Source organism: Pseudomonas sp. MONT-RG-20F-20-E-7-02 (assembly GCF_022662395.1).
GTDB lineage: Bacteria > Pseudomonadota > Gammaproteobacteria > Pseudomonadales > Pseudomonadaceae > Aquipseudomonas.
Genome location: NZ_JAKNQN010000003.1, coordinates 128,354 through 151,420 on the forward strand (window position 1 = coordinate 128,354; position 23,067 = coordinate 151,420).

Consider the following 23,067-nt stretch of genomic DNA (forward strand, 5'->3'; position numbering starts at 1 on the left):
CGTTGTTCCACCCTTGCGGTCGGTCAAAAGATTTCCTTCAGCTGCGTCGTTTTCGTCAACTTTGGAGTGTTTACAACAATGGCAAAAATCGTCGACATCAAAGGTCGTGAAGTTCTCGACTCCCGTGGCAACCCCACCGTCGAAGCCGACGTGCTTCTCGATAACGGCATCATCGGCAGCGCCTGCGCGCCGTCCGGTGCTTCTACCGGTTCGCGCGAAGCGCTGGAACTGCGTGATGGCGACAAGAGCCGTTACCTGGGCAAAGGTGTACTGAAAGCGGTCGCCAACATCAATGGCCCGATCCGTGACCTGTTGCTGGGCAAGGACCCGCTGGACCAGAAAGCCCTGGACCACGCGATGATCAAGCTCGACGGCACTGAAAACAAAGGCAGCCTGGGCGCCAACGCCATCCTCGCCGTGTCCCTGGCTGCTGCCAAGGCCGCCGCCCAGGACCAGGACCTGCCGCTGTACGCACACATCGCCAACCTGAACGGCACGCCGGGTGTTTACTCGATGCCGGTGCCGATGATGAACATCATCAACGGTGGCGAGCACGCTGATAACAACGTCGACATCCAGGAATTCATGGTTCAGCCGGTTGGCGCCAAGACCTTCTCCGAAGGCCTGCGCATGGGCACCGAGATTTTCCATCACCTCAAAGCTGTGCTGAAGGCCCGTGGCCTGAGCACTGCCGTGGGTGACGAAGGTGGTTTCGCACCCAACCTGGCGTCCAACGAAGATGCACTTAAAGTGATCTCCGAAGCCGTGGCCAACGCTGGCTACAAGCTGGGCACCGACGTGACCCTGGCCCTGGACTGCGCCGCGAGCGAGTTCTACGAAGACGGCAAGTACAACCTGTCCGGTGAAGGCCACGTGTTCACCTCCGAAGGTTTTGCCGACTACCTCAAAGGCCTGACCGAGCGCTACCCGATCATCTCGATCGAAGACGGCCTGGACGAGTCTGACTGGGCGGGCTGGAAAGTCCTCACCGACAAGATCGGCGAGAAAATCCAGCTGGTGGGCGACGACCTGTTCGTGACCAACACCAAGATCCTGAAAGAAGGCATCGACAAAAAGATCGCCAACTCGATCCTGATCAAGTTCAACCAGATCGGCACCCTGACCGAAACCCTGGAAGCCATCCAGATGGCCAAGGCTGCGGGCTACACCGCCGTGATCTCGCACCGCTCCGGCGAAACCGAAGACTCGACCATTGCCGACCTAGCCGTGGGCACGTCGGCGGGCCAGATCAAGACCGGTTCCCTGTGCCGTTCCGACCGCGTTTCCAAGTACAACCAATTGCTGCGTATCGAAGAGCAACTGGCGGGTAAAGCCAAGTACAACGGTCGCAGCGAGTTTCGCGGCTGATCGCTCCTTGATGGTAAAGCGTGGTAAAAAGTCAGCGGATTACGTCGGAAAAATCACGACAGCGTGAATTTCGCCGCTAATCTGATGGCTATCAAGCACAAGCCTGGTTCATCCAGGCTTCGTGCTATCAGTTGCTTCAAAAGTTTTGCATGGCTGTCTTTTTTTACTGGATACCCGGATTTCGATGCGCAGTCCCAATTGGTTGTTCCTCGTCTTGCTTTTATTGCTGGCTGGCCTGCAGTACCGCCTATGGGTCGGTAACGGCAGCTTTGCGCAGGTGAAAGAACTGACCCAGCAAATTGCCGATCAGCACGCCGAAAACGAAATCCTGCTGGAGCGCAACCGCGTGCTTGATGCCGAAGTGCTTGAGCTGAAAAAAGGCACCGAGACCGTTGAAGAACGGGCGCGTCATGAGTTGGGCATGGTCAAGGAGGGTGAAACCCTCTACCAGTTGGCCCAATGAGTAACAGTTTGCCGGCCTTCTGGGCCGTGATTCCTGCCGCGGGCGTTGGTGCCCGTATGGCCGCGGACCGTCCCAAGCAATATCTGCAACTGGGCGGGCGCACTATTCTCGAACACAGCCTTGGCTGTTTCCTCGATCATCCTGGTCTCAAGGGGTTGGTGATCAGTCTTGCGGTAGATGACCCCTATTGGCCAAGCCTGTCGAGTGCCAACGACTCTCGCATTGTGCGCGCGGACGGCGGCGACGAGCGCTCGGGTTCAGTACTCAATGCGTTGCTGCAACTCAATGCACTCGGCGCCAGCGATGACGACTGGGTGCTGGTGCACGATGCCGCGCGCCCTAACCTGAGCCGTGATGACCTCGATAAGCTGTTGGCGGAACTCGCGGATGATCCGGTCGGCGGCTTGCTCGCCGTACCTGCGCGCGACACGCTCAAGCGCGTCGACAAGCACGGCCGCGTGGTGGAAACCGTGGATCGCAGCCTGATCTGGCAGGCGTACACGCCGCAGATGTTCCGCCTCGGCGCCTTGCACCGTGCCTTGGCCGACAGCCTGGTCGCAGACGCAGTGATCACCGACGAAGCCTCGGCCATGGAATGGTCCGGTCAGGCACCACGCCTGATCGAAGGGCGCGCCGACAACATCAAGGTCACTCGTCCCGAAGACCTGGAGTGGCTCAGGTTGCGGTGGGCAAACCGCAGATAGTCAGTGACACCGCGTCGACTTCATCGCAGGCAAGCCAGCTCCCACAATTGAAATGCAATTCCCTGTGGGAGTCGGGCTTGCCCGCGATGAAGCTCGAACAGTCGCCCCAAATTACGCGCTGTACTCCGGCCGCTCAGCCAACCCCTCCTTCAAAAAATCCACCAGCTTCCTGACCTTTGGCGACAAATGCCGTTGCTGTGGGTACAGCGCCCACACCGCTGTATTCGGCGGCTGATTCGCTTCCAGTAACGACACCAGTGCGCCACTGTGCAGATGCTCCAGCACGTAATAGTCCGGCAACTGGCACAACCCGACGCCTTGCAATGCAGCGTCCAGCACCGCTTGCCCACTGTTGCAGCGCCAGTTGCCCTGCACGCGTTGTGAGAATTCGCGCCCGTCCTGGGCGAGTTGCCAGATATCCGAGCTGCCGATCAGGCAGTTATGCCGACTCAATTCCGACAAACTATGTGGCCGACCATACCGCGCCAGGTAGGAAGGTGACGCACACAAATACATGCGCCGTGGCGCCAAGCGACTGGCAACCATGCGCGAGTCTTGCAAGCGGCCGAGACGGATCGCCAGGTCGAGGCCTTCATGCACCAGGTCCAGCTGGCGATTGGTCAGCTCGATATCGACGCGCAGTTGCGGGTAGAGCCCCATGAACCGCGTGACCAGCGGCACAATAAACCGCTCGCCGTACGCCACCGCGCAGGTCATGCGCAACATGCCCTTGGGTTCACTGGTGAGATCGCCCACGGCGCGCAAGGCTTCTTCGCGACCATCCTGTAAACGCTGGCAGTGCTGCAGGAAGGTCTGGCCGGCCTCGGTCAAGGTCACTTTGCGGGTGCTGCGATACAGCAATCGCGTTTGCAGCCGCTCCTCCAGGCGTGCGACCTGGCGGCTGATGTGCGACGACGACACGCCCAGGCGTTCGGCAGCCGCCGTAAATTGGCTGCATTCGGCCACCGCGACAAACTCATCAATGCCTTCCCAGCGGTTCTCCAGCATCTTGATTATCCCTGTACAGCAATAAAGTTTTGCTTTGGGCCGGATTATTAATCAATGAGCCATGTTTTACACTCACGGCCTCAGTTTTTAATTCCATGGAGAAACCCGGATGATCAAGTCCCGCGCCGCCGTAGCCTTCGAAGCGAAAAAGCCCCTTGAGATCGTTGAAGTGGATGTCGCCATGCCCAAGGCCGGCGAAGTGCTGTTGCGCGTGGTCGCGTCCGGCGTGTGCCATACCGACGCCTACACCTTGTCCGGCGCCGACCCGGAAGGCATCTTCCCGTCGATCCTTGGCCATGAAGGCGGCGCCGTCGTTGAGGCGATTGGCGAGGGCGTTACGTCGGTGGCCGTCGGCGACCACGTGATCCCGCTGTACACCCCGGAATGCGGCAAGTGCAAATTCTGCCTGTCGGGCAAGACCAACCTGTGCCAGGCCATCCGTTCCACCCAGGGCAAAGGCTTGATGCCCGACGGCACCACGCGTTTCTCCTACAAAGGCCAGCCGATTTTCCACTACATGGGCACCTCGACCTTCTCCGAATACACCGTGCTGCCGGAAATTTCGGTAGCCAAGATTCCTAAGGAAGCACCGCTGGAAAAAGTCTGCCTGCTGGGCTGTGGTGTCACCACGGGCATTGGCGCGGTGATCAACACTGCCAAGGTCAAGCCGGGCGACACCGTGGCCATCTTTGGCCTCGGCGGCATTGGTCTGTCGGCCGTCATCGGTGCGGTCAAGGCCAAGGCCGGGCGCATCATTGCCATCGACATCAACCCGGCCAAGTTCGAAATCGCCAAGCAACTGGGCGCCACTGACTGCATCAACCCGAAAGACTACGACCGCCCAATCCAGGACGTGATCGTCGACTTGACCGACGGCGGCGTGGACTTCTCGTTCGAGTGCATCGGCAATGTGCACTTGATGCGCGCCGCGCTGGAGTGCTGCCACAAGGGGTGGGGCGAGTCGGTGATCATCGGTGTTGCCGGTGCTGGCCAGGAAATCGCTACTCGCCCATTTCAGCTGGTGACCGGGCGTGTCTGGCGCGGTTCGGCGTTCGGTGGCGTGCGTGGCCGCACCGAATTGCCAAGCTACGTGGAAATGGCCCAGACCGGCGAGATCCCGCTGGACACGTTCATCACCCACACCATGGGCCTGGAAGACATCAACAAAGCGTTTGACCTGATGCACGAAGGCAAGAGCATTCGTACCGTCATCCACTTCTGAGGTCGGCCATGAGTCTGGAAAACCTGTCCTGCCAGAAGAGCTTCGGCGGCTGGCATAAACGCTACAAGCATCATTCCGATGTGCTCGGTTGCGACATGACCTTTGCCGTCTACCTGCCGCCGCAAGCGGAGCAGGGCGGCAAGCTGCCGGTGGTTTACTGGCTGTCCGGGCTGACCTGCACCGATGAAAACTTCATGCAGAAGGCCGGCGCGCAGCGCGTGGCCGCCGAGCTCGGGTTGATTATCGTCGCGCCGGACACCAGCCCGCGTGGCCCGGGTGTGCCCGGCGACCCGGACAACGCTTGGGATTTCGGCCTGGGTGCCGGCTTCTACTTGAACGCCACGCAGGAACCCTGGGCCAAGCACTATCGGATGCACGACTACGTGGTGCAGGAATTGCCTGCGTTGGTTGAAGCGCATTTCCCGGCATCGGATAAACGCGGCATCAGCGGTCACTCCATGGGCGGCCACGGTGCGTTGGTGTGTGCCTTGCGCAACCCGGGGCGTTACCAGTCGGTGTCGGCCTTTTCGCCGATCAACAACCCGATGGATTGCCCGTGGGGCCAGAAAGCCTTCTCCCGCTACTTGGGCGAAGAGCGCTCGAAGTGGCGCGAATGGGACGCCTGCGTGCTGATCAGCGAAGCCTCGCAAAAGCTGCCATTGCTGGTGGATCAAGGCGACCGCGATGATTTTCTCGCCGTGCAGCTCAAGCCCGAAGCCCTGCAGCAAGCAGCCAAGGCCGCCAACCATCCGCTGGAACTGCGCCTGCAACCTGGCTACGACCACAGCTACTTCTTTATCGCCAGCTTCATCGAAGATCATTTGCGACATCATGGTCGTGCTTTGCTCGGTTAATGTGAGGCAAAAGTAGGTAGAATCACGCCCTGAATTAAATCGGGGCGTTTTTTTATGCGTATTGGCCACGGCTATGATGTGCACCGTTTCGCCGAAGGCGATTTCATCACCTTGGGCGGCGTGCGCATTGCACACCACCATGGGTTGCTGGCTCATTCCGACGGCGACGTTGTGTTGCATGCCTTGAGCGATGCGTTGCTCGGCGCGGCGGCGTTGGGCGATATCGGCAAACACTTTCCGGACACCGACCCTACGTTCAAGGGCGCGGACAGCCGTGTGTTGCTGCGCCATGTGGTTGGCCTGATCCACGCCAAAGGCTGGAAGGTCGGCAACGTCGACAACACCATCGTGGCCCAGGCGCCGAAAATGGCCCCGCACATCGAATCGATGCGCGCACTGATTGCCGCGGACCTGCAAATTGAACTGGATCAAGTCAACGTGAAAGCGACCACCACCGAAAAGCTCGGGTTTACCGGCCGGGAAGAGGGCATCGCGGTGCACTCCGTTGCCTTGTTGCTGCGCGCATGAATGACCTGCAACTGTTGGGCCCACGGGCCTATGGCGAGGCCTTGGGCAGCGCGGTCCTGAAAGCGACGGCTGAAGATTTCCAGGTCGACGAAGTGCTGGATATCCCGCTGACCGGCGACGGCGAGCACCTGTGGTTGTGGGTAGAGAAACGTGGCCTGAATACCGAAGAAGCCGCGCGGCGTATCGCCAAGGCCGCCGGCGTGCCGTTGCGCACCGTCAGTTATGCCGGGCTCAAGGACCGCCAGGCGTTGACCCGCCAGTGGTTCAGCATACAGCTGCCGGGCAAGGCCGACCCGGACATGAGCGGTGCGGAAAACGACACCCTCAAGATCCTCAAAATGGCCCGTCACAAGCGCAAGCTGCAGCGCGGCGCGCACTCAGCCAACGGCTTTACCTTGCGCCTGACCCAATTGGCCGGCGACACCGCTGCCATCGACGCGCGTTTGCAACTGATTGCCCAGCATGGCATCCCCAATTACTTCGGCGCCCAGCGTTTCGGCCATAACGGTGGCAACGTGGTGGACGCGCGTGAATGGGCCGCGCGCAAGGCCTTGCCGGAGCAGCGCAATGTGCGTTCGCGACTGCTGTCCACCGCGCGTAGCTTTTTGTTCAACAAAGTCTTGGCGGCACGTGTGGCAGACGGTTCCTGGCAGCGCGCCCAGGTCGGCGACCTGTTGGCGTTCACCGACAGCCGCAGTTTCTTCCCCGCGGGGGAGGCTGAATGCAGCGACCCGCGCCTGGCCATTCTGGACCTGCACCCAACCGGGCCGCAGTGGGGCGAGGGCGATTCGCCCGCCACCGGTGCAACCCACGCGCTGGAACAAGCCGTCGCCGCCAGCGAAGCCGACCTGCGCGATTGGCTGGTGAATGCCGGCATGAGCCAGGAACGGCGCATTCTGCGACTGCCCATTGGCGGGTTGACGTGGCATTATCCCTCGCTGGACATTCTGCAATTGGAATTCGTCCTGCCGGCCGGATGCTTCGCCACTGTGTTGGTGCGCGAGCTTGTTGATCTGGTGCCGGTGGGGCAGACGGACAACCCATGCGTATTCTGATATCAAACGATGACGGTGCCACCGCACCTGGCCTTGCCGCGCTTTATGCTGCGCTGGAAGATTATGCCGAGTGCGTGGTGGTTGCCCCGGACCAGGACAAGAGCGGCGCCAGCAGTTCGCTGACGCTCGACCGTCCGTTGCACCCGCAGGTTCTGGCCAATGGCTTTATCAGCGTGAACGGCACCCCCACCGATTGCGTGCACCTGGCGATCAACAGCTTGTTGGACCAGGAGCCGGACCTGGTGGTGTCGGGCATCAACCTGGGCGCCAACCTGGGCGATGACGTGTTGTATTCCGGCACCGTGGCGGCGGCCCTTGAAGGCCGTTTTCTGGGGCGTACCTCGTTTGCTTTTTCGTTTGCCTCGCGGCAACTGGATAACCTGGCGACGGCGGCGTATTTCGCGCGCAAGCTGGTAGAGGCCCATGGTTCCCTGGACTTGCCGCCGCGTACCGTGCTCAACGTGAACATTCCCAACTTGCCGCTGGACCATATTCGCGGCATCCAGCTGACGCGCCTGGGCCATCGTGCCCGTGCGGCGGCGCCATTAAAGGTGGTCGACCCGCGTGGCAAGGAAGGTTATTGGATTGCGGCGGCGGGCGACGCCGAAGATGGCGGCCCAGGCACTGACTTTCATGCGGTGATGCAAGGTTATGTTTCGATTACCCCGTTGCAGCTTGATCGCACCTTCAGTGATGCCTTCAGTAGTCTCGATGGCTGGCTCGAGGGGCTACGTTGATGGCGCGTGAACAAGACGACCTGCTGCGCCGTGGCATCGGGATGACCTCCCAGCGTACCCGCGAGCGTTTGATTCAGCGTCTGTACGAAGAAGGCCTGTCCAATGCCCAGGTATTGGAAGTCATCCGGCGCACACCACGCCACCTGTTCGTCGATGAAGCACTGGCGCACCGCGCCTATGAAGACACCGCATTGCCCATCGGCCATAACCAGACCATCTCGCAGCCTTATATGGTCGCGCGCATGAGTGAGCTGCTGCTGGCGGCGGGGCCTTTGGACAAGGTGCTGGAAATCGGCACCGGGTCGGGTTATCAGACCGCCGTGCTGTCGCAACTGGTCGAGCGGGTGTTCTCGGTGGAGCGCATCAAGGTGCTGCAAGACCGCGCCAAAGAGCGCCTGGTTGAATTGAACCTGCGCAACGTGGTGTTCCGTTGGGGCGATGGCTGGGAAGGCTGGCCCGCGCTGGCGCCGTATAACGGCATCATCGTCACGGCCGTTGCGACCGACGTGCCACAAGCGTTGCTCGATCAACTGGCGCCTGGCGGGCGGCTGGTTATCCCGGTGGGCTCCGGCGAAGTGCAACAATTGATGCTCATTATCCGTGAGGACGAAGGCTTTTCGCGGCATGTGCTGGGCGCCGTACGCTTCGTACCCTTGCTTAATGGCCCGCTGGCCTGATCATTTGTTCGCAAACAGTGAATTCTGTTGTTGGGGATGTGTCTTACAGCGGGGCTTATTGAGTCAACATGAATAGAAGCCGGCCTTAAACATGATGAATTTTTCGTTTCAGTCGTGTGCCGGTAAAAGTCCAATGCCCAGTTATACTTGCGTCATATTTCAGGCCTGATACAGGCATTCATGTTCAGCCACCACAAAGGGAGCGGCGGGTGAGTCTCACAGGTCTTGCGCAGCGTATGAGTAAAACAAGCTTTCAGCGACTGGTGCTTGGCCTTGTCTTGAGTTCCTTATTGGCGGGTTGCTCCAGCTCTCCCTCCAGTGGCGCGCGGGTTGTCGACCGAAGTAAGGCCAGCGCCGTGCCGCAAAAGCCGACGGTCACCACCGGCCAATATGTAGTGCGAAAGGGGGACACGATGTTCTCGATCGCCTTCCGCTACGGCTGGGATTACAAGGCGCTGGCAGCGCGTAACAATATTCCTGTGCCATACACGATACATCCGGGGCAAACCATTCGTTTCGATGGGCGCACCGGTTCTGCGCCTACGGCAGTTGTGACAAATTCCGGATCTTCGCCTTCCTCCTCGAGCAGAACCACGATCATCACCCGGCCTGCAGGCAGCGCCACGCCTACCGTTGCGAGCAAGCCGGCCCCCGCGCCGTTGCCGCCTGCAGGGCCTGCGCCGACCGGTTGGGGATGGCCTTCAAACGGAGTGTTAATTGGAAAATTCTCTTCAAACGGTAGTTTGAATAAAGGCATTGATATCGCCGGGGATTTGGGACAGCCTGTTTTAGCTGCGTCTGATGGGACAGTGGTGTACGCCGGGAGTGGTTTACGGGGCTACGGCGAGCTGGTCATCATCAAACACAGCGATACCTACGTCAGTGCCTACGGTCATAACCGCAGGTTGTTGGTTCGGGAGGGGCAGCAGGTCAAAGTCGGACAGACAATTGCCGAAATGGGGTCAACGGGTACGGACCGGGTGAAACTGCACTTTGAGATTCGCCGTCAAGGGAAGCCTGTAGATCCGCTGCAATTCCTACCCCGTCGTTGATGTGTTGCACAGCTTGTTCCCTCACGTAGAAGGAACAGGCTCCAGCGTTGCCAAGGATAAAGGCGTCGCTTGAGCTTGAGGTCGAACTCACCAAAGGACTATAACAATGGCTCTCAGTAAAGAAGCGCCGGAGTTTGACATCGACGATGAGGTTCTCCTTGAAATGGAGATTCTCACCGAAAAGGAATCGATGTCGAATGATGAGGGGTCTGTTGCACCTTCAGTTCGTACCAAATCCAAGAACTCCACCGCGTTAAAGCAACACAAGTACATTGACTACACGCGGGCGCTCGACGCCACGCAGCTGTACCTCAATGAAATCGGCTTTTCCCCTCTGCTCACTCCCGAAGAAGAAGTCCATTTTGCGCGTTTGTCGCAAAAGGGCGATCCGGCTGGGCGCAAGCGCATGATTGAAAGCAACCTGCGACTGGTGGTGAAAATCGCCCGCCGCTACGTCAATCGTGGCCTGTCGCTGTTGGACTTGATCGAGGAGGGCAACCTGGGCTTGATCCGGGCGGTGGAGAAGTTCGACCCTGAGCGCGGCTTTCGCTTCTCAACCTATGCCACCTGGTGGATTCGCCAGACCATCGAACGGGCGATCATGAATCAGACCCGCACGATCCGGTTGCCGATCCATGTGGTCAAGGAGCTCAACGTCTACCTGCGGGCGGCGCGTGAGCTGACCCAAAAACTCGATCATGAACCCTCGCCTGAAGAAATCGCCAACCTGCTGGAGAAACCGGTAGGGGAGGTAAAGCGTATGCTCGGCCTGAACGAGCGCGTGTCTTCGGTCGATGTCTCGCTGGGTCCGGATTCGGATAAAACCCTGCTGGACACCCTGACGGATGATCGTCCGACGGATCCTTGTGAGCTGTTGCAGGACGATGATCTTTCCCAAAGCATTGACCAGTGGCTGTCTGAGCTTACGGACAAGCAGCGTGAAGTGGTGATTCGCCGCTTCGGCCTGCGTGGCCATGAGAGCAGCACGCTGGAGGATGTAGGCCTGGAGATCGGCCTGACCCGTGAGCGGGTGCGGCAGATCCAGGTAGAGGGCCTCAAGCGCTTGCGTGAGATCCTTGAGAAGAATGGCTTGTCGAGCGAGTCGTTGTTCCAGTAACGGCTTATACGCAGCTATGAAAACGCCCGGTGCATGGGAGTGCACCGGGCGTTTTGCTGTCTGATCGTTCCCACGCTCCGCGTGGGAATGCAGCCATGGACGCTCAGCGTCCCCCAGCGTGACGCAGAGCGTCACAAAAGGCATTCCCACGCAGAGCGTGGGAACGATCAAAATATACGCAGCTATGAAAACGCCCGGTGCATGGAAGTGCGCCGGGCGTTTTGCTGTCTGATCGCTCCCACGCTCTGCGTGGGAGTGCAGCCAAGGACGCTCTGCGTCCCCCGGCGTGACGGAGAGCGTCACACGAGGCATTCCCACGCAGAGCGTGGGAACGATCAGGCATAAAAAAACCCCGCTTTTAAGGGCGGGGTTTTTTCGACTAAGTCAGTACAAGTTAGATAACTTGAACTTCTTCAGCTTGCATGCCTTTCTGACCGCGGGTAGCGATGAAAGAAACCTGTTGGCCTTCTTTCAGGCTTTTGAAGCCGTCGGATTGGATAGCTTTGAAGTGAACGAACAGGTCGTCACCGGATTGTGGAGTGATGAAGCCGAAGCCTTTTTCATCGTTGAACCACTTAACGGTACCAGTTTGGCGATTAGACATGGTGTATCTCCTTGGACAAAGTTAACTGCGACTCAGGAAAAGCCCTGGCCGAGACTGAGTGCAAAGAGCAGGAAAAATTCTTGGAGATGGTTGGATCGAAATTCAACATATCGTGTAGAGATTCTCAGTGACACAAGCAGCACAGTGGCGCCACCTTAACCCTTTTTGCGGAACGTGCCAATGGTATTTCCGAAGGTTTCTCTATTTTCGTGACTGGCGGTGGTATTTACAGTCACTGCCGGCTGCACTATGAGTCCCGGCCCCGCTGGCTGCGGCTTATAGCAGCCAGTGCATTCGTCAAGAAAAGCCCCGCGCCCTTTGAACCCCACGGCCGGCCCCGGTAAGATGCCCAACAGAATTTTTCCACCTCGCTATTCAGGACACCCGCCATGAGCATCAAATCGGACAAGTGGATTCGCCGCATGGCGCAAGAACACGGCATGATCGAACCGTTCGTTGAACGCCAGATTCGTGGCGAAGGCGATGAGCGTGTGATTTCGTACGGTGTGTCCAGCTACGGCTACGACGTACGCTGCGCCGATGAGTTCAAGGTGTTCACCAATATCAATTCGGCGATTGTCGACCCGAAAAACTTCGACGAAAAGAGCTTCGTCGACGTCAAGAGCGACGTGTGCATCATCCCGCCAAACTCTTTCGCCCTGGCGCGCACCGTGGAGTTTTTCCGCATTCCCCGCGACGTACTGACCATTTGCCTGGGTAAAAGCACCTACGCGCGTTGCGGCATTATCGTCAACGTGACGCCGCTTGAGCCGGAATGGGAAGGCCACGTGACCCTGGAGTTCTCCAACACCACCACATTGCCGGCGAAGATCTACGCCAATGAAGGCGTGGCACAGATGTTGTTCCTGCAGTCTGACGAGGCTTGTGAAGTGTCCTACAAAGACCGCGCGGGCAAGTATCAGGGCCAGCGCGGCGTCACACTCCCACGCGCTTGATCGAAAGGTCTTACACGTAAAGGGAATTAGTCTGCGGGAAGTGACTCTATTGGGTGTACTGCCTCGGTGCGTGCAAAACGCACCGAGCCACGCTTGAGGAGTACTTTATGAAGATCGACCCGCGAATCAGCGCCGAACTCGCCCGGCTTGAACCCAACCAGATTGGTGTTTTGGCCTGGTCCCTGATGGCCGACCCTGCGTATGCAGGCGGCATCCCTGGCCAACCTGACGAAGATTACCCCCAGCCCACCGAGCCCGGTGTGCCCACAATTCCCGATGAGCCGCCACCCGCACCCGTCGCTTGACGGTTGTGTGTCAGCACGTCTGGCCGGACCTTTACTGGACTGGCCAGACATCCTCATCGCCGATCACGTAGATCCGCTGATGATCCTTCTGATCCACCGCATAGCCACCGGTAAAGGCGCCAAATGCGGGTAGCAGGCTGACCTGCAGCCCAAGCTGAAAACAGGGCAGGCGCAAACTCTGCCGGCCCTTGCCGCGCAAGCGATACACTGGATGCACATGCCCTGCCAGCACATGGTGGCTGGCGTGCGCGTCCGGCTCGTGTTGCAGCGCAAACGGGCCCATCAGCAACGGTTCGGCGACCACCTCAATCCCCAGGTCGGCAGGCGGATCGCCCGCGCGTTTATCATGATTGCCGCGAATCAACGTCAGGGCCAACGCGTGATTACGCTCACGCCAGGCTCTCAAGGCGCTCAGGGTGCCGCTGGCGTGAGAGCCGGGGCCATGCAGGAAGTCGCCGAGAAAGATCACCTGCGCGCACGGCAGAGCCGATAACAAGCGGTCCAGACGCTGCAGGTTTTCAGTGGTGGTGCCCTGCGGCACCGGTTGCCCCAGGCTGCGATAGGCCGAGGCCTTGCCAAAATGCGCATCGGCAATCAGCAGGCACCGGCGCGCGGGCCAGTACACGGCCTTTTCCGCCAGCAGCCATAGTTCTTCTCCCTCAAGTGTCACCGAACACACCATCAACGTTTCCCGTTATCCGCGACTTTTTCCAGGTCCTTGACCATCCGTGCAATGCGCTCCGAAAGCTTCTCCGAACTCATGCTCTCGCGCATCCGCTCAACCAGCAGCGGGAAGGCCAGCGGCGTCGGTCGCTCAATCACATGCAAGTCCAGTTTCAGCGCCGACAGGTGGAGCAATGTCGCTTCCAACCGACGAATATCCAACTCGTCACGCAGGACTTCTTCCCCGGCCTGGGTCAGCAAAAGGTTCTCTGGGTCGTATTGCTTGAACACTTCAAAAAACAAACCGCTGGAAGCCTGCACCTGGCGTGTGCTTTTGGGGGCGCCGGGATAACCGGCAAACACCAGCCCGGCGATGCGTGCGATTTCGCGAAAGCGGCGCAGAGCCAATTCACCTGCATTCAGGCTGGCTGCCACGTCCAACAGCAAGTTGGCCGGACTCAACAGCGCTTCGTTGAGCAACAGAGGCCACTCCACCGGCGTGGCACTCAACAGCTCCAGGCCGTAATCATTCACTGCAATCGAAAAGGTCACAGGTTGCAATTGGCTGACGCGCCACGCCAGCAAACTCGCCAGCCCCAAATGCACCTGGCGCCCGGCAAACGGGTAAAGAAACAGGTGCCATCCCTCCCGCGACTTCAGCGCTTCGGCCAACAAATGCGTGCGCGTCGGCAGGCCTGACCAGCGCAACTGAGTTTGCAGCAAAGGCTGCACTGCGCGCATTTCAGGGCCGTCGAAGTGGCCGTGTGCTGCCGCATCAAAACGCTCGACCACAGCCTGTGCCAGCTCATTGGAAAGTGGCATGCGCCCGCCATTCCAGCGCGGCACAGCGGCTTTTTTCGCGGTGCTGCGGCGCACATAAGCGGTCATGTTTTCCACCCGCACCAATTCCAGCAAACGCCCGGCAAACAGGAAACCATCGCCGGGCTTGAGCCGCGCAATAAAACCTTCTTCGACACTGCCCAGGTTCTTGCCGCCGCCGCCCTTGCTCCAGAATTTCAGCTGGATACTCGCATCGCTGACGATGGTGCCGACGCTCATGCGATGGCGCCGCGCCAGGCGCGCATCCGGCACGCGCCAGACGCCTTGCTCATCGGGCTCCACACGACGGTAATCGGGGTAGGCGGTCAGCGACAGCCCGCCATGGCGCACAAACCCCAGCGCCCAGGCCCAATCAGCGTCCGTGAGGTCGCGATAAGCCCACGCACCGCGTACTTCGGCGAGCAGCGCGTCGGGCGTAAACCCGCCGCCAAGAGCCATGCTCACCAGATGTTGTACGAGCACATCCAGCGGCTTGTAAGGCGATTCGCGAGCCTCAATGCGCCGCTGCGCGATTGCATCCTGGGCGGCGGCGGCCTCCACCAGTTCCAGGCTGTGGGTTGGCACCAGCGTCACACGCGATGGCCGCCCCGGCGCATGGCCCGAGCGTCCGGCGCGTTGCATCAGGCGCGCCACGCCTTTGGCCGAGCCGATTTGCAGCACGCGCTCCACCGGCAGGAAGTCCACGCCCAAATCCAGGCTGGAGGTGCACACCACCGCCTTGAGCTGGCCGTCTTTCAAGGCGCGCTCCACCCAGTCGCGGGTTTCGCGGGACAGCGAGCCGTGGTGCAAGGCGATCACGCCGGCCCAATCCGGGCGCGCGTCCAGCAACGCCTGATACCAGATTTCCGACTGCGCCCGCGTATTGGTAAACACCAGGCAACTGCTGCTGGAGTCCACTTCGGCGACGACCTGCGGCAACATCTTCAAACCAATATGCCCGGCCCAGGGAAAACGCTCGGAGGTGGGCGGCAACAAGGTATCGACCTGCAACGCTTTGGCCGTTTGCCCCTGCACATTGATCCCGCCGCCTTGTGGGACCAACACTTCCAGCGCGTGAGCCTGATTACCCAGCGTCGCTGAAATCCCCCACACCATCAGTTCCGGGTGCCAGCGCCGCAAGCGCGCCAGCGCCAGTTGCAACTGCACGCCACGCTTATTGCCGATCAGCTCATGCCACTCATCCACGATCACCATGCGCACGTGCGCCAGGCTCGTCTCGCTGTCAGCCCGCGCCAGCATCAATGTCAGGCTTTCCGGCGTGGTGACCAGCGCGGTCGGCTGGCGGCGGCTTTGGCGCGCGCGTTCGCTGCTGCTGGTGTCGCCGGTGCGCAGGCCGACGCTCCAGGGAACCTGCAACGCCGCAAGCGGCGCTTCTAGGGCGCGCGCAGTGTCGGCCGCAAGTGCGCGCATGGGCGTAATCCACAGCACTGTCAGCGGTTCAGCAGGTGGTTTGCGTTTACCCGTGGCGGGCGGGCGAGTGATGGCGAAACGATTGAGGGCGGCAAACCACAGCGCATAGGTTTTACCCGCGCCCGTGCTGGCATGCAGTAAGCCCGAGTGGCCTTGCTTGACTGCCGCCCACACCGCTTTCTGAAAGGCGAACGGCTTCCAGCCCTTGGCGGCAAACCAGTGTTTTGCGAAATCGTGAGGTTTTGCCATACGGCGGCTGACGCTCTGGAGGCTCTCTTTCAAAGACCCTCCAGGCGTCACAAAGGTTTACTTCAAATTACCGCTCAAGAACTGCTGCAGGCGCTCGCTCTTCGGATTGCCCAGCACGTCCTCAGGCGTGCCTTGCTCTTCCACCAGGCCCTTGTGCAGGAACAGCACCTGGCTCGACACCTTGCGCGCAAAGCTCATCTCGTGGGTGACCATGATCATGGTGCGGCCTTCCTCGGCCAGCCCCTGGATCACCTTCAATACTTCACCGACCAACTCCGGGTCGAGGGCCGAGGTCGGCTCGTCGAACAGCATCACCTCCGGCTCCATCGCCAGGGCGCGGGCGATGGCCACCCGTTGCTGCTGGCCGCCGGAGAGAAACGCCGGGTATTGATCGGCAACGCGCGCCGGCAAGCCCACCTTGTCCAGATAGCGGCGGGCGCGGTCTTCGGCGTCTTTCTTGCTGCAACCCAGCACCCGGCGCGGGGCCATGGTGATGTTTTCCAGCACGTTCATGTGGCTCCACAGGTTGAAATGCTGAAACACCATCGCCAGCCGCGTGCGCAGGCGTTGCAGTTCGGCGTCGTCGGCCACGCGCATGCCGTGGCGGTCGCTGACCATGCGGATCGGCTGGCCGTCGAGGGTCATCGCGCCGTCGTTGGGGGTTTCCAGAAAGTTGATGCAGCGCAAAAAGGTACTTTTGCCGGAACCGCTGGCGCCGATCAGGCTGATCACGTCACCGGTCTTGGCCTTGAGCGAAACACCTTTGAGCACTTCATTGTCGCCATAGCTTTTATGCAGGCCTTCAACCGTCAATTTGTACATGGGGCGTGCATCCTCAAGGCGAAAGTAGGTAGCCGCTGCGATAGGCTTCATGGCCTGCGACATGGCTGATCACCATCCCGGCAGTGGCCATGCGCCGCAGCGAACGGGCGTAAAGCAGGCCGGCCTTTTGGCAGTGCACAGGCGTTACGCGGTCAGTAATGGGGTCGATGATTTCGGCGATCAGTTGCCCGGCTTCCAGGTACTCACCCGGCAGCACGCTGAACACCAGCAAGCCGCCGACCGGTGTGGTCACCGGTTCCACGCCCGCCAGCGGGGTGGCCGGGTAGGGCAGCTCGGGCAGTGGCGCCGCGTCGCCGGCAATCGCGCCGAAGTGTGTCAGGTAGTCGATGATCGCCTGGCAGTCGAGGCTGGCCAGGCCATGATTGACGTCGCCTTGGCCGCGCAACTCGACGGTCACCGAGAAGCTGCCCATGGGGATCGGGAAGCGCTCGCCGAAGCGTTGCTGCAACTGCCACCACACCAGCGTGAAGCACTCATCAAAGGATTGCCCGCCGGAATCGGTGGCGAGCAAGTTGGCTTCCGAGCCGATATAGCGCGCCAACGGTTCCACCTGCGGCCAGGCCTCGGGCGTGGTGTACAGGTGCGCCACGGCTTCGAAGTCGCAATGCAGGTCGAGCACCATGTCGGCATCGCAGGCCAGGCGTTGCAATACCAGGCGCTGGGATTGCAGCTGGGTGTCGGCGGTTTGGGCGGCGAGGGCCAGACTCAAGGCGTCGCGAATCAGCTCGACGTTGTGCTTGGGGTCATCGCCCAAAAAGTCTTCAACCTGATTGCCGACTTCTTCGCTGAGGTCGACAAACAGGCGATTGAAGTTCTGCCCGCTTTCCAGCTCGTAGCGGCCCAGCGGAATGTCCATCAACACCTGTTCCAGGCCCACCGGGTTGGCGATCGGCACCAACACGATTTCGCTGCGCAGCCTGCCGGCAGCCGCCAGTTCAGCCAGGCGCACCTTGAGGTGCCAGGCCACCAGCATGCCCGGCAGTTCATCGGCATGCAGCGATGACTGGATGTAGATTTTGCCTTCGGCCTGTTCCGGGCCGAAGTGGAAACTGTGGATCTGCCGCGCCGTGCCTGGCACCGGCGCGATCAGATCATGTACCTGATGACGCATCACGACTCCTTAGTGACTCGGCCCGAGGAAGGCCAGCCAGCGACGCTCGGCCAAGCGAAACAGACCGACCAGGGCAAAGGTCACGGTCAGGTAGATCAACGCGGCGATGCCGAAGGATTGAAAGGTCATGTAGGTGGCCGAGTTGGCGTCCCGGGCGACCTTGAGAATATCCGGCACCGTCGCGGTAAAGGCTACCGTGGTCGAGTGCAGCATCAGGATCACTTCGTTGCTGTAGTACGGCAACGAGCGGCGCAGGGCGGACGGCATGATGACGTAGGCATACAGCTTCCAGCCGCTTAAGCCGTAGGCCTTGGCCGCTTCGACTTCGCCATGGGCCATGCTGCGAATCGCCCCGGCGAAGATCTCGGTGGTGTAGGCGCAGGTGTTCAGGGCGAACGCGAGGATGGTGCAGTTCATCGCGTCGCGAAAGAACGCATCCAGTACCGGCTGCGCCCGCACGGCCGCGATGCTGTAGATCCCGGTGTAGCAAATCAGCAACTGGATATACAGCGGCGTGCCACGAAACAGGTAGGTGTAGAACTGCACCGGCCAGCGAATGGAGCGCTTGCGCGAAACCCTGGCGATGGACAGCGGGATCGAGACCACGAAGCCAATCACCAGCGCTGCGCTGAGCAGCCACATAGTCATCGCCAGCCCGGTGATGTGCTGGCCGTCGCTATAAAGGAAGGGCCGCCAGTATTGCTGCAGAAGTTCGATCATCGCACGGCCTCCCGGGACCCAGCGGAGTAGCGGCGCTCAAGCCAGCGCAGGACGACGTTGGACGCGCTGGTGATCAGCAGGTAGATCAACGCGGCGATAACCAGGAAGTAAAACAGCTGGTAGGTGCTCTTTCCGGCGTCTTGAGCGGCCTTGACCAGGTCCGCCAGGCCGATGATCGACACCAGCGCCGTGGCCTTGAGCATCACCATCCAGTTGTTGCCGATGCCTGGCAGGGCAAAGCGCATCATCTGCGGGAAGGTCACGAAGCGAAAGCGCTGCCCGCGCGTGAGCCCGTAGGCGGTCGCCGCTTCCAGCTGGCCGCGTGGCACCGCGAGGATCGCGCCACGAAAGGTCTCGGTGAAATAGGCACCGTAGATAAAGCCCAGGGTGATAACCCCGGCGCTGAATGGGTCGATCTCGATGTAGTCCCATTCCATAAAGTCGGTAAAACCGGTCAGCCAGATTTGCAGGCTGTAGAAAATCAGCAACATCAGCACCAGGTCGGGCACGCCGCGAATCAAGGTGGTGTAGAGCTGGGCGGGAATGCGGATCAGGCTGACGCTGGACAGTTTCGCGCTGGCGCCGAGCAGGCCCAGCAGGACGCTGACGGCCAGGGAGGCGACCGAGAGTTTCACGGTCATCCACGTACCTTGCAGCAACAGCGGGCCGAACCCCTTCAAACTGAAGGCACTCAGCCCCAGGGTTTGCAAAAGATCTTCAAACATGAATTCAGGACCTATGGCGATAAAAAAGCGCCCACCTGAAACAGGTGGGCGCCAGGGTGTTATTTACCGCTGTACAGGTTCAGATCGCCGAAGTGTTTCTTCTGGATGGTGGCGTAGGTGCCATCATCGTGTAACGCTTTGATACCTTTATCGAGCAAGGCCTTGAGGTCTTTGTTACCTTTTTTGATACCGACCGCAGTTTTCGACGGCAGCAATGGGTCGTCGATGGCCTTGCTGACTTCGTAGTCAGCGCCTGCCGGCGACTTCAAAAAGCCCAGTTCGGCTTGCAGCATGTCCTGCACCGACGCGTCGAGACGGCCGGAAGTCAGGTCAGCGTACACCTGGTCCTGGTTGGCGTAAGCCTTGGTGGTCACACCGGCCTTGTCCAGCACGGCCTTGGCGTAGGCTTCCTGGATAGTGCCTTGCTCGTAGCCCACGGTTTTACCCTTGAGGGACTCAGGCGTGGAGAAGTTCGCGCCTTTTTTGAACACCAGGGAGGTCGGGCCGGAGAACAGCTCGTTGGAGAAGTCGATCGCCTTTTCACGGGCTTCGGTCACGGTCATCGAGGAAATCACGCCGTCGAACTTGTTGGCGTTGAGGCCTGGAATCATGCCGTCGAAGTCACTTTCGACCCACTTGCACTTGACCTTCAGCTCGGCGCAGATCGCATTGCCCAGGTCGATATCGAAGCCCACCAGGCTGCCATCGGCGGCCTTGGATTCGAACGGCGCGTAGGAAGGATCGACACCAAAACGCAATTCCTTGTATTCCTTGGCTGTAGCAACACCAGCAGCCATGCACAGAGCCAGTGCAGAAAGGGTCAGCAATGCTTTTTTCATTATGTAATCCCTGGAAACCAAGATAAGCGCTTGTGGCGCGTTTAGGACTGTTACTGAACGGTGTCAGACGGATCACAAGTAGCAATTTCTGCACCATAGTTCCGAATGACTGTTTTAAAAGGTGGGATAAGGGAGATGTGAGTGTAGGAGATGCCCGAAAATGGGCACGAAAATTCGAGTGCACTATTTCAGGTCAGGCACCAACACAAAATGTGGGAGCTGGCTTGCCTGCGATGGCAGTGGGTCAGCTAAACAAAGCTTAATTGACCCACCGCCATCGCGGGCAAGCCCGGCTCCCACAGTGATTTGTGGTGTTTGTGGAAAAGGGTCAGGTCAGTAAGTCCTGCAGCGTTCCGAGGTTATCGGCCTCATCCACCGCCTTATCCTGCCGCCACCGCAACATCCTCGGAAACCGCACCGCAATCCCGCTCTTATGCCGCTTCGACAGGGCAATCCCTTCAAACCCCAACTCAAACACCATGCTCGGCGTCACGCTGCTGACCGGCCCGAACTTCTCCACCGTGGTTTTGCGCACAATGGCGTCAACCTTGCGCATCTCTTCGTCGGTCAGCCCCGAATAAGCCTTGGCAAACGGCACCAACGTGCGCTCAGTGCCGGGCGGGCCGTCCCACACCGCAAAGGTGTAGTCGCTATACAGGCTGGCGCGGCGGCCATGGCCACGTTGGGCGTAGATCAACACCGCATCGACACTGAACGGGTCGACTTTCCATTTCCACCACACGCCCATGTCCTTGGTGCGGCCCACGCCGTACAGGCCGTCCCTGGCCTTGAGCATCATGCCTTCCACGCCAAGGCGGCGAGAGTCTTCGCGTTGCTCGGCCAGGTCGGCCCAACTTAAGCCCGTCAGCAAGGGCGATGGCAACAGTACCGCCTGGTTGCACTGCGCAATAACCTGCTCAAGCTGGGCGCGGCGCTCGGCCTGGGTGTGGTTACGCCAGTCGTCGCCCTGGTATTCCAGCAGGTCATAGGCGAGGACCGCGACCGGCGCGTCCTCGAGGACTATTTTGCTCAGGGTCTTGCGGCCGATCCGCTGCTGCAACAGGGCGAAAGGTTGCACCGAATCCTTCCACACCACGATTTCGCCGTCGATCACCGTGCCATCCGGCAAGCCGCTGACCAGGCTGTGCAGCTCAGGAAAGCGCTCGGTCACCAGCTCTTCGCCACGCGACCAGACCCACAGCCGGCCTTCACGCTTGACCAGTTGCGCGCGAATACCATCCCACTTCCATTCCACCTGCCAGTCGGCGGGCGAACCGAGCAGGGTGTCGAATTGCTCCACCGGTTGCGCCAACCCGTGGGCGAGAAAAAACGGATAAGGCTGCCCGCCGCGTTGCGCATGTTCGTCAGACGATTCGGCGGCGATCAACTTGAGGTAGCCCTCAGCCGTAGGACGGTTCGACAAGTCGGTGTAACCCACCAAGCGCTGCGCCACACGTTTGCTGTCCAGTTCAGCCATGGCGGCGAGGGCGCGGGTCACCAGTAATTTGGACACGCCCACGCGAAAGCTGCCGGTGATCAATTTGATGCACACCATCAAGCTCGGCTGATCCAGTTGCGCCCATAGCGCGGGCAGGCGTTCGGCCAGTTCCAGCGGTGGCAAACCGCGCAAGGGCAGGAGTTTGTCTTCCAGCCACACCGCCAAACCATCTTCTGAGGTGTAGGAAGATTCCGGCAACAGCAGGGAAATGGTTTCGGCCAGGTCACCCACCGACTGGTAACTCTCTTCGAACAGCCAGGGTTCGATGCCCGACGCTTCGGTGGCCATGTCGCGCAGCAAGCGCGTCGGCACCAGTTGCCGCGGCCGCCCACCGGAGAGGAAATACACCGCCCATGCCGCATCTTCTGCTGGGGCCTGGCGAAAGTAGGCTTGCAGCGCGGCGAGCTTGGCGTTGCTGGAGGTGGTGGCGTCGAGGTTGGCGTACAGCTCGGCGAAGGCTTTCATGCCGTGGCCTCTTCTTCGTCGTCACCGTATTCGGTGGTGAATCCCTGGGCATCCAGGCCTTTTTCCCGCAGGTGACGCACCAGAACGCCGACAGAGCCGTGGGTGACCATCACCCGCTCGGCACCAGTTTGCTCGATGGCCCACAACAGCCCCGGCCAATCGGCGTGGTCCGAGAGCACAAAGCCTCGGTCCACACCACGCCGCCGCCGTGTGCCGCGCAGGCGCATCCAGCCGCTGGCAAAGGCGTCGCTGTACTCACCGAAGCGGCGTATCCAGGTGCTGCCCCCGGCCGACGGTGGCGCGATGATCAGGGCTTGGCGCAGCAGCGGGTCGGTCTTTTTGAAGTCGCCGGCGTAGAGGGTTTCGGGGATATAGACCCCGGCCTCGCGGTACACGCGGTTCAGCGGCTCGACCGCGCCGTGGCTGAGGATCGGGCCGATGCTGGCGTCAATCCCATGCAGGATGCGCTGAGCCTTGCCGAACGAATAACAGAACAACACGCTGGCCTTGCCGGCGGCGATATTGGCCTGCCACCAGTCATTGATGCCGGCGAAGATTTGCGCCTGGGGCTGCCAGCGGTAGATCGGCAGGCCAAAGGTGGATTCGGTGATAAAGGTGTGGCAACGCACCGGTTCGAAGGGCGCGCAGGTGCCATCGGGCTCGACTTTGTAGTCGCCGGACGCGACCCAGACTTCGCCCTGGTATTCCAAACGCACCTGGGCCGAGCCCAGCACATGCCCGGCCGGGTGAAAACTCAGGGTCACGCCGTGGTGCACGAGTTGTTCGCCGTACGCCAGGGTTTGCAGGTTGATGTCCTGGCCCAGGCGCGAACGCAGAATGCCTTCGCCGGTGGCGGCGGCCAGGTAATGCTGGTTGCCGGTGCGGGCGTGGTCGCCGTGGGCGTGGGTGATGACCGAACGCTCTACCGGGCGCCACGGATCGATATAGAAATCTCCGGCGGGGCAGTAGAGGCCTTCGGGCCGGGCAATGACAAGGTCCATGGGCGTGCCGGGGGCAGTGGGCTTATCAGGTAGGAGGCGGGGGGAATAAAAGA

At 60.4% G+C, this 23,067-nt stretch carries 24 protein-coding genes; 13 read left to right on the forward strand and 11 right to left on the reverse strand.

The features are described 5' to 3' along the window. Window positions 1-78: 78 nt before the first annotated feature. From eno to ispD, 3 genes are all read left to right on the forward strand, one after another. The gene (gene eno / locus L8I05_RS09615; RefSeq protein WP_106577156.1) at window positions 79-1,368 is read left to right on the forward strand and encodes a phosphopyruvate hydratase; all 1,290 of its coding nucleotides are present in this window, start codon (window positions 79-81) and stop codon (window positions 1,366-1,368) included. 184 nt (window positions 1,369-1,552) lie between these two features. Continuing rightward, on the forward strand, window positions 1,553-1,831 hold the full coding sequence (ftsB, locus tag L8I05_RS09620) for a cell division protein FtsB (RefSeq protein ID WP_058412406.1): 279 nt from the start codon (window positions 1,553-1,555) through the stop codon (window positions 1,829-1,831). After that, entirely contained in the window at window positions 1,828-2,535 is a 708-nt protein-coding gene (gene ispD, locus L8I05_RS09625) for a 2-C-methyl-D-erythritol 4-phosphate cytidylyltransferase (protein WP_242168569.1), read from the forward strand. Before ftsB ends, ispD begins: the two co-directional genes overlap by 4 nt. 111 nt (window positions 2,536-2,646) lie before the next feature. Here the strand turns inward: ispD and L8I05_RS09630 are convergent, their stop codons facing one another. After that, the gene (locus L8I05_RS09630) at window positions 2,647-3,543 is read right to left on the reverse strand and encodes a LysR substrate-binding domain-containing protein (protein WP_242168570.1); all 897 of its coding nucleotides are present in this window, start codon (window positions 3,541-3,543) and stop codon (window positions 2,647-2,649) included. 109 nt (window positions 3,544-3,652) lie between these two features. Between L8I05_RS09630 and L8I05_RS09635 the strand changes: the two genes are divergently transcribed. The 8 genes from L8I05_RS09635 (at window position 3,653) to rpoS (ending at window position 10,785) form a co-directional block, all read left to right on the forward strand. Beyond that, entirely contained in the window at window positions 3,653-4,765 is a 1,113-nt protein-coding gene (locus L8I05_RS09635) for an S-(hydroxymethyl)glutathione dehydrogenase/class III alcohol dehydrogenase (protein WP_159954671.1), read from the forward strand. Between the two features lie 8 nt (window positions 4,766-4,773). After that, on the forward strand, window positions 4,774-5,619 hold the full coding sequence (gene fghA, locus L8I05_RS09640; protein WP_242168572.1) for an S-formylglutathione hydrolase: 846 nt from the start codon (window positions 4,774-4,776) through the stop codon (window positions 5,617-5,619). 54 nt (window positions 5,620-5,673) lie between these two features. Beyond that, window positions 5,674-6,147, forward strand: a complete 474-nt coding sequence (gene ispF, locus L8I05_RS09645; protein WP_012722614.1) for a 2-C-methyl-D-erythritol 2,4-cyclodiphosphate synthase — start codon at window positions 5,674-5,676, stop codon at window positions 6,145-6,147. Further along, complete coding sequence (gene truD, locus L8I05_RS09650) at window positions 6,144-7,202, forward strand: tRNA pseudouridine(13) synthase TruD (protein ID WP_159954673.1); 1,059 nt, start codon at window positions 6,144-6,146, stop codon at window positions 7,200-7,202. The genes ispF and truD overlap by 4 nt, the downstream gene beginning before the upstream one ends. Continuing rightward, complete coding sequence (gene surE / locus L8I05_RS09655; protein WP_159954674.1) at window positions 7,190-7,939, forward strand: 5'/3'-nucleotidase SurE; 750 nt, start codon at window positions 7,190-7,192, stop codon at window positions 7,937-7,939. Before truD ends, surE begins: the two co-directional genes overlap by 13 nt. Before the next feature lie 41 nt (window positions 7,940-7,980). Further along, complete coding sequence (locus L8I05_RS09660) at window positions 7,981-8,616, forward strand: protein-L-isoaspartate(D-aspartate) O-methyltransferase (RefSeq protein WP_169850588.1); 636 nt, start codon at window positions 7,981-7,983, stop codon at window positions 8,614-8,616. A gap of 209 nt (window positions 8,617-8,825) precedes the next feature. Further along, window positions 8,826-9,668, forward strand: coding sequence for a peptidoglycan DD-metalloendopeptidase family protein (locus tag L8I05_RS09665; RefSeq protein ID WP_159954675.1), 843 nt, complete (start codon window positions 8,826-8,828; stop codon window positions 9,666-9,668). A gap of 106 nt (window positions 9,669-9,774) precedes the next feature. Continuing rightward, window positions 9,775-10,785, forward strand: a complete 1,011-nt coding sequence (rpoS, locus tag L8I05_RS09670; RefSeq protein ID WP_159954676.1) for an RNA polymerase sigma factor RpoS — start codon at window positions 9,775-9,777, stop codon at window positions 10,783-10,785. A 394-nt stretch (window positions 10,786-11,179) separates the two neighbouring features. Here the strand turns inward: rpoS and L8I05_RS09675 are convergent, their stop codons facing one another. Then, window positions 11,180-11,389 carry a cold-shock protein gene (locus L8I05_RS09675; RefSeq protein WP_002554837.1) on the reverse strand — a complete coding sequence of 70 codons (210 nt, stop codon included), beginning with the start codon at window positions 11,387-11,389 and terminating at the stop codon, window positions 11,180-11,182. 389 nt (window positions 11,390-11,778) lie between these two features. Between L8I05_RS09675 and dcd the strand changes: the two genes are divergently transcribed. Next, complete coding sequence (dcd, locus tag L8I05_RS09680; RefSeq protein ID WP_003189215.1) at window positions 11,779-12,345, forward strand: dCTP deaminase; 567 nt, start codon at window positions 11,779-11,781, stop codon at window positions 12,343-12,345. A gap of 107 nt (window positions 12,346-12,452) precedes the next feature. Beyond that, the gene (locus L8I05_RS09685; protein ID WP_083359791.1) at window positions 12,453-12,650 is read left to right on the forward strand and encodes a hypothetical protein; all 198 of its coding nucleotides are present in this window, start codon (window positions 12,453-12,455) and stop codon (window positions 12,648-12,650) included. 31 nt (window positions 12,651-12,681) lie between these two features. Here L8I05_RS09685 and pdeM read toward each other — a convergent pair whose 3' ends face one another. The 9 genes from pdeM to L8I05_RS09730 form a co-directional block, all read right to left on the reverse strand. Continuing rightward, complete coding sequence (gene pdeM, locus L8I05_RS09690; protein WP_242168574.1) at window positions 12,682-13,332, reverse strand: ligase-associated DNA damage response endonuclease PdeM; 651 nt, start codon at window positions 13,330-13,332, stop codon at window positions 12,682-12,684. Further along, the gene (locus L8I05_RS09695; RefSeq protein WP_242169343.1) at window positions 13,332-15,812 is read right to left on the reverse strand and encodes a ligase-associated DNA damage response DEXH box helicase; all 2,481 of its coding nucleotides are present in this window, start codon (window positions 15,810-15,812) and stop codon (window positions 13,332-13,334) included. The genes pdeM and L8I05_RS09695 overlap by 1 nt, the downstream gene beginning before the upstream one ends. A gap of 57 nt (window positions 15,813-15,869) precedes the next feature. After that, window positions 15,870-16,634: an ATP-binding cassette domain-containing protein gene (locus L8I05_RS09700; RefSeq protein ID WP_242168576.1), complete on the reverse strand. Its 765-nt coding sequence runs from the start codon at window positions 16,632-16,634 to the stop codon at window positions 15,870-15,872. Between the two features lie 13 nt (window positions 16,635-16,647). Continuing rightward, window positions 16,648-17,766: a succinylglutamate desuccinylase/aspartoacylase family protein gene (locus L8I05_RS09705; protein WP_242168578.1), complete on the reverse strand. Its 1,119-nt coding sequence runs from the start codon at window positions 17,764-17,766 to the stop codon at window positions 16,648-16,650. A gap of 9 nt (window positions 17,767-17,775) precedes the next feature. Next, window positions 17,776-18,486, reverse strand: a complete 711-nt coding sequence (locus tag L8I05_RS09710; protein ID WP_159954680.1) for an ABC transporter permease — start codon at window positions 18,484-18,486, stop codon at window positions 17,776-17,778. Further along, on the reverse strand, window positions 18,483-19,211 hold the full coding sequence (locus tag L8I05_RS09715; protein WP_177016247.1) for an ABC transporter permease: 729 nt from the start codon (window positions 19,209-19,211) through the stop codon (window positions 18,483-18,485). The genes L8I05_RS09710 and L8I05_RS09715 overlap by 4 nt, the downstream gene beginning before the upstream one ends. A gap of 59 nt (window positions 19,212-19,270) precedes the next feature. Then, on the reverse strand, window positions 19,271-20,050 hold the full coding sequence (locus tag L8I05_RS09720) for a transporter substrate-binding domain-containing protein (RefSeq protein ID WP_106577139.1): 780 nt from the start codon (window positions 20,048-20,050) through the stop codon (window positions 19,271-19,273). Window positions 20,051-20,378: 328 nt separating this feature from the next. After that, window positions 20,379-22,013, reverse strand: coding sequence for an ATP-dependent DNA ligase (locus L8I05_RS09725; RefSeq protein ID WP_242168581.1), 1,635 nt, complete (start codon window positions 22,011-22,013; stop codon window positions 20,379-20,381). Continuing rightward, the gene (locus L8I05_RS09730) at window positions 22,010-23,014 is read right to left on the reverse strand and encodes a ligase-associated DNA damage response exonuclease (RefSeq protein ID WP_242168583.1); all 1,005 of its coding nucleotides are present in this window, start codon (window positions 23,012-23,014) and stop codon (window positions 22,010-22,012) included. Before L8I05_RS09730 ends, L8I05_RS09725 begins: the two co-directional genes overlap by 4 nt. Window positions 23,015-23,067 lie beyond the last annotated feature (53 nt).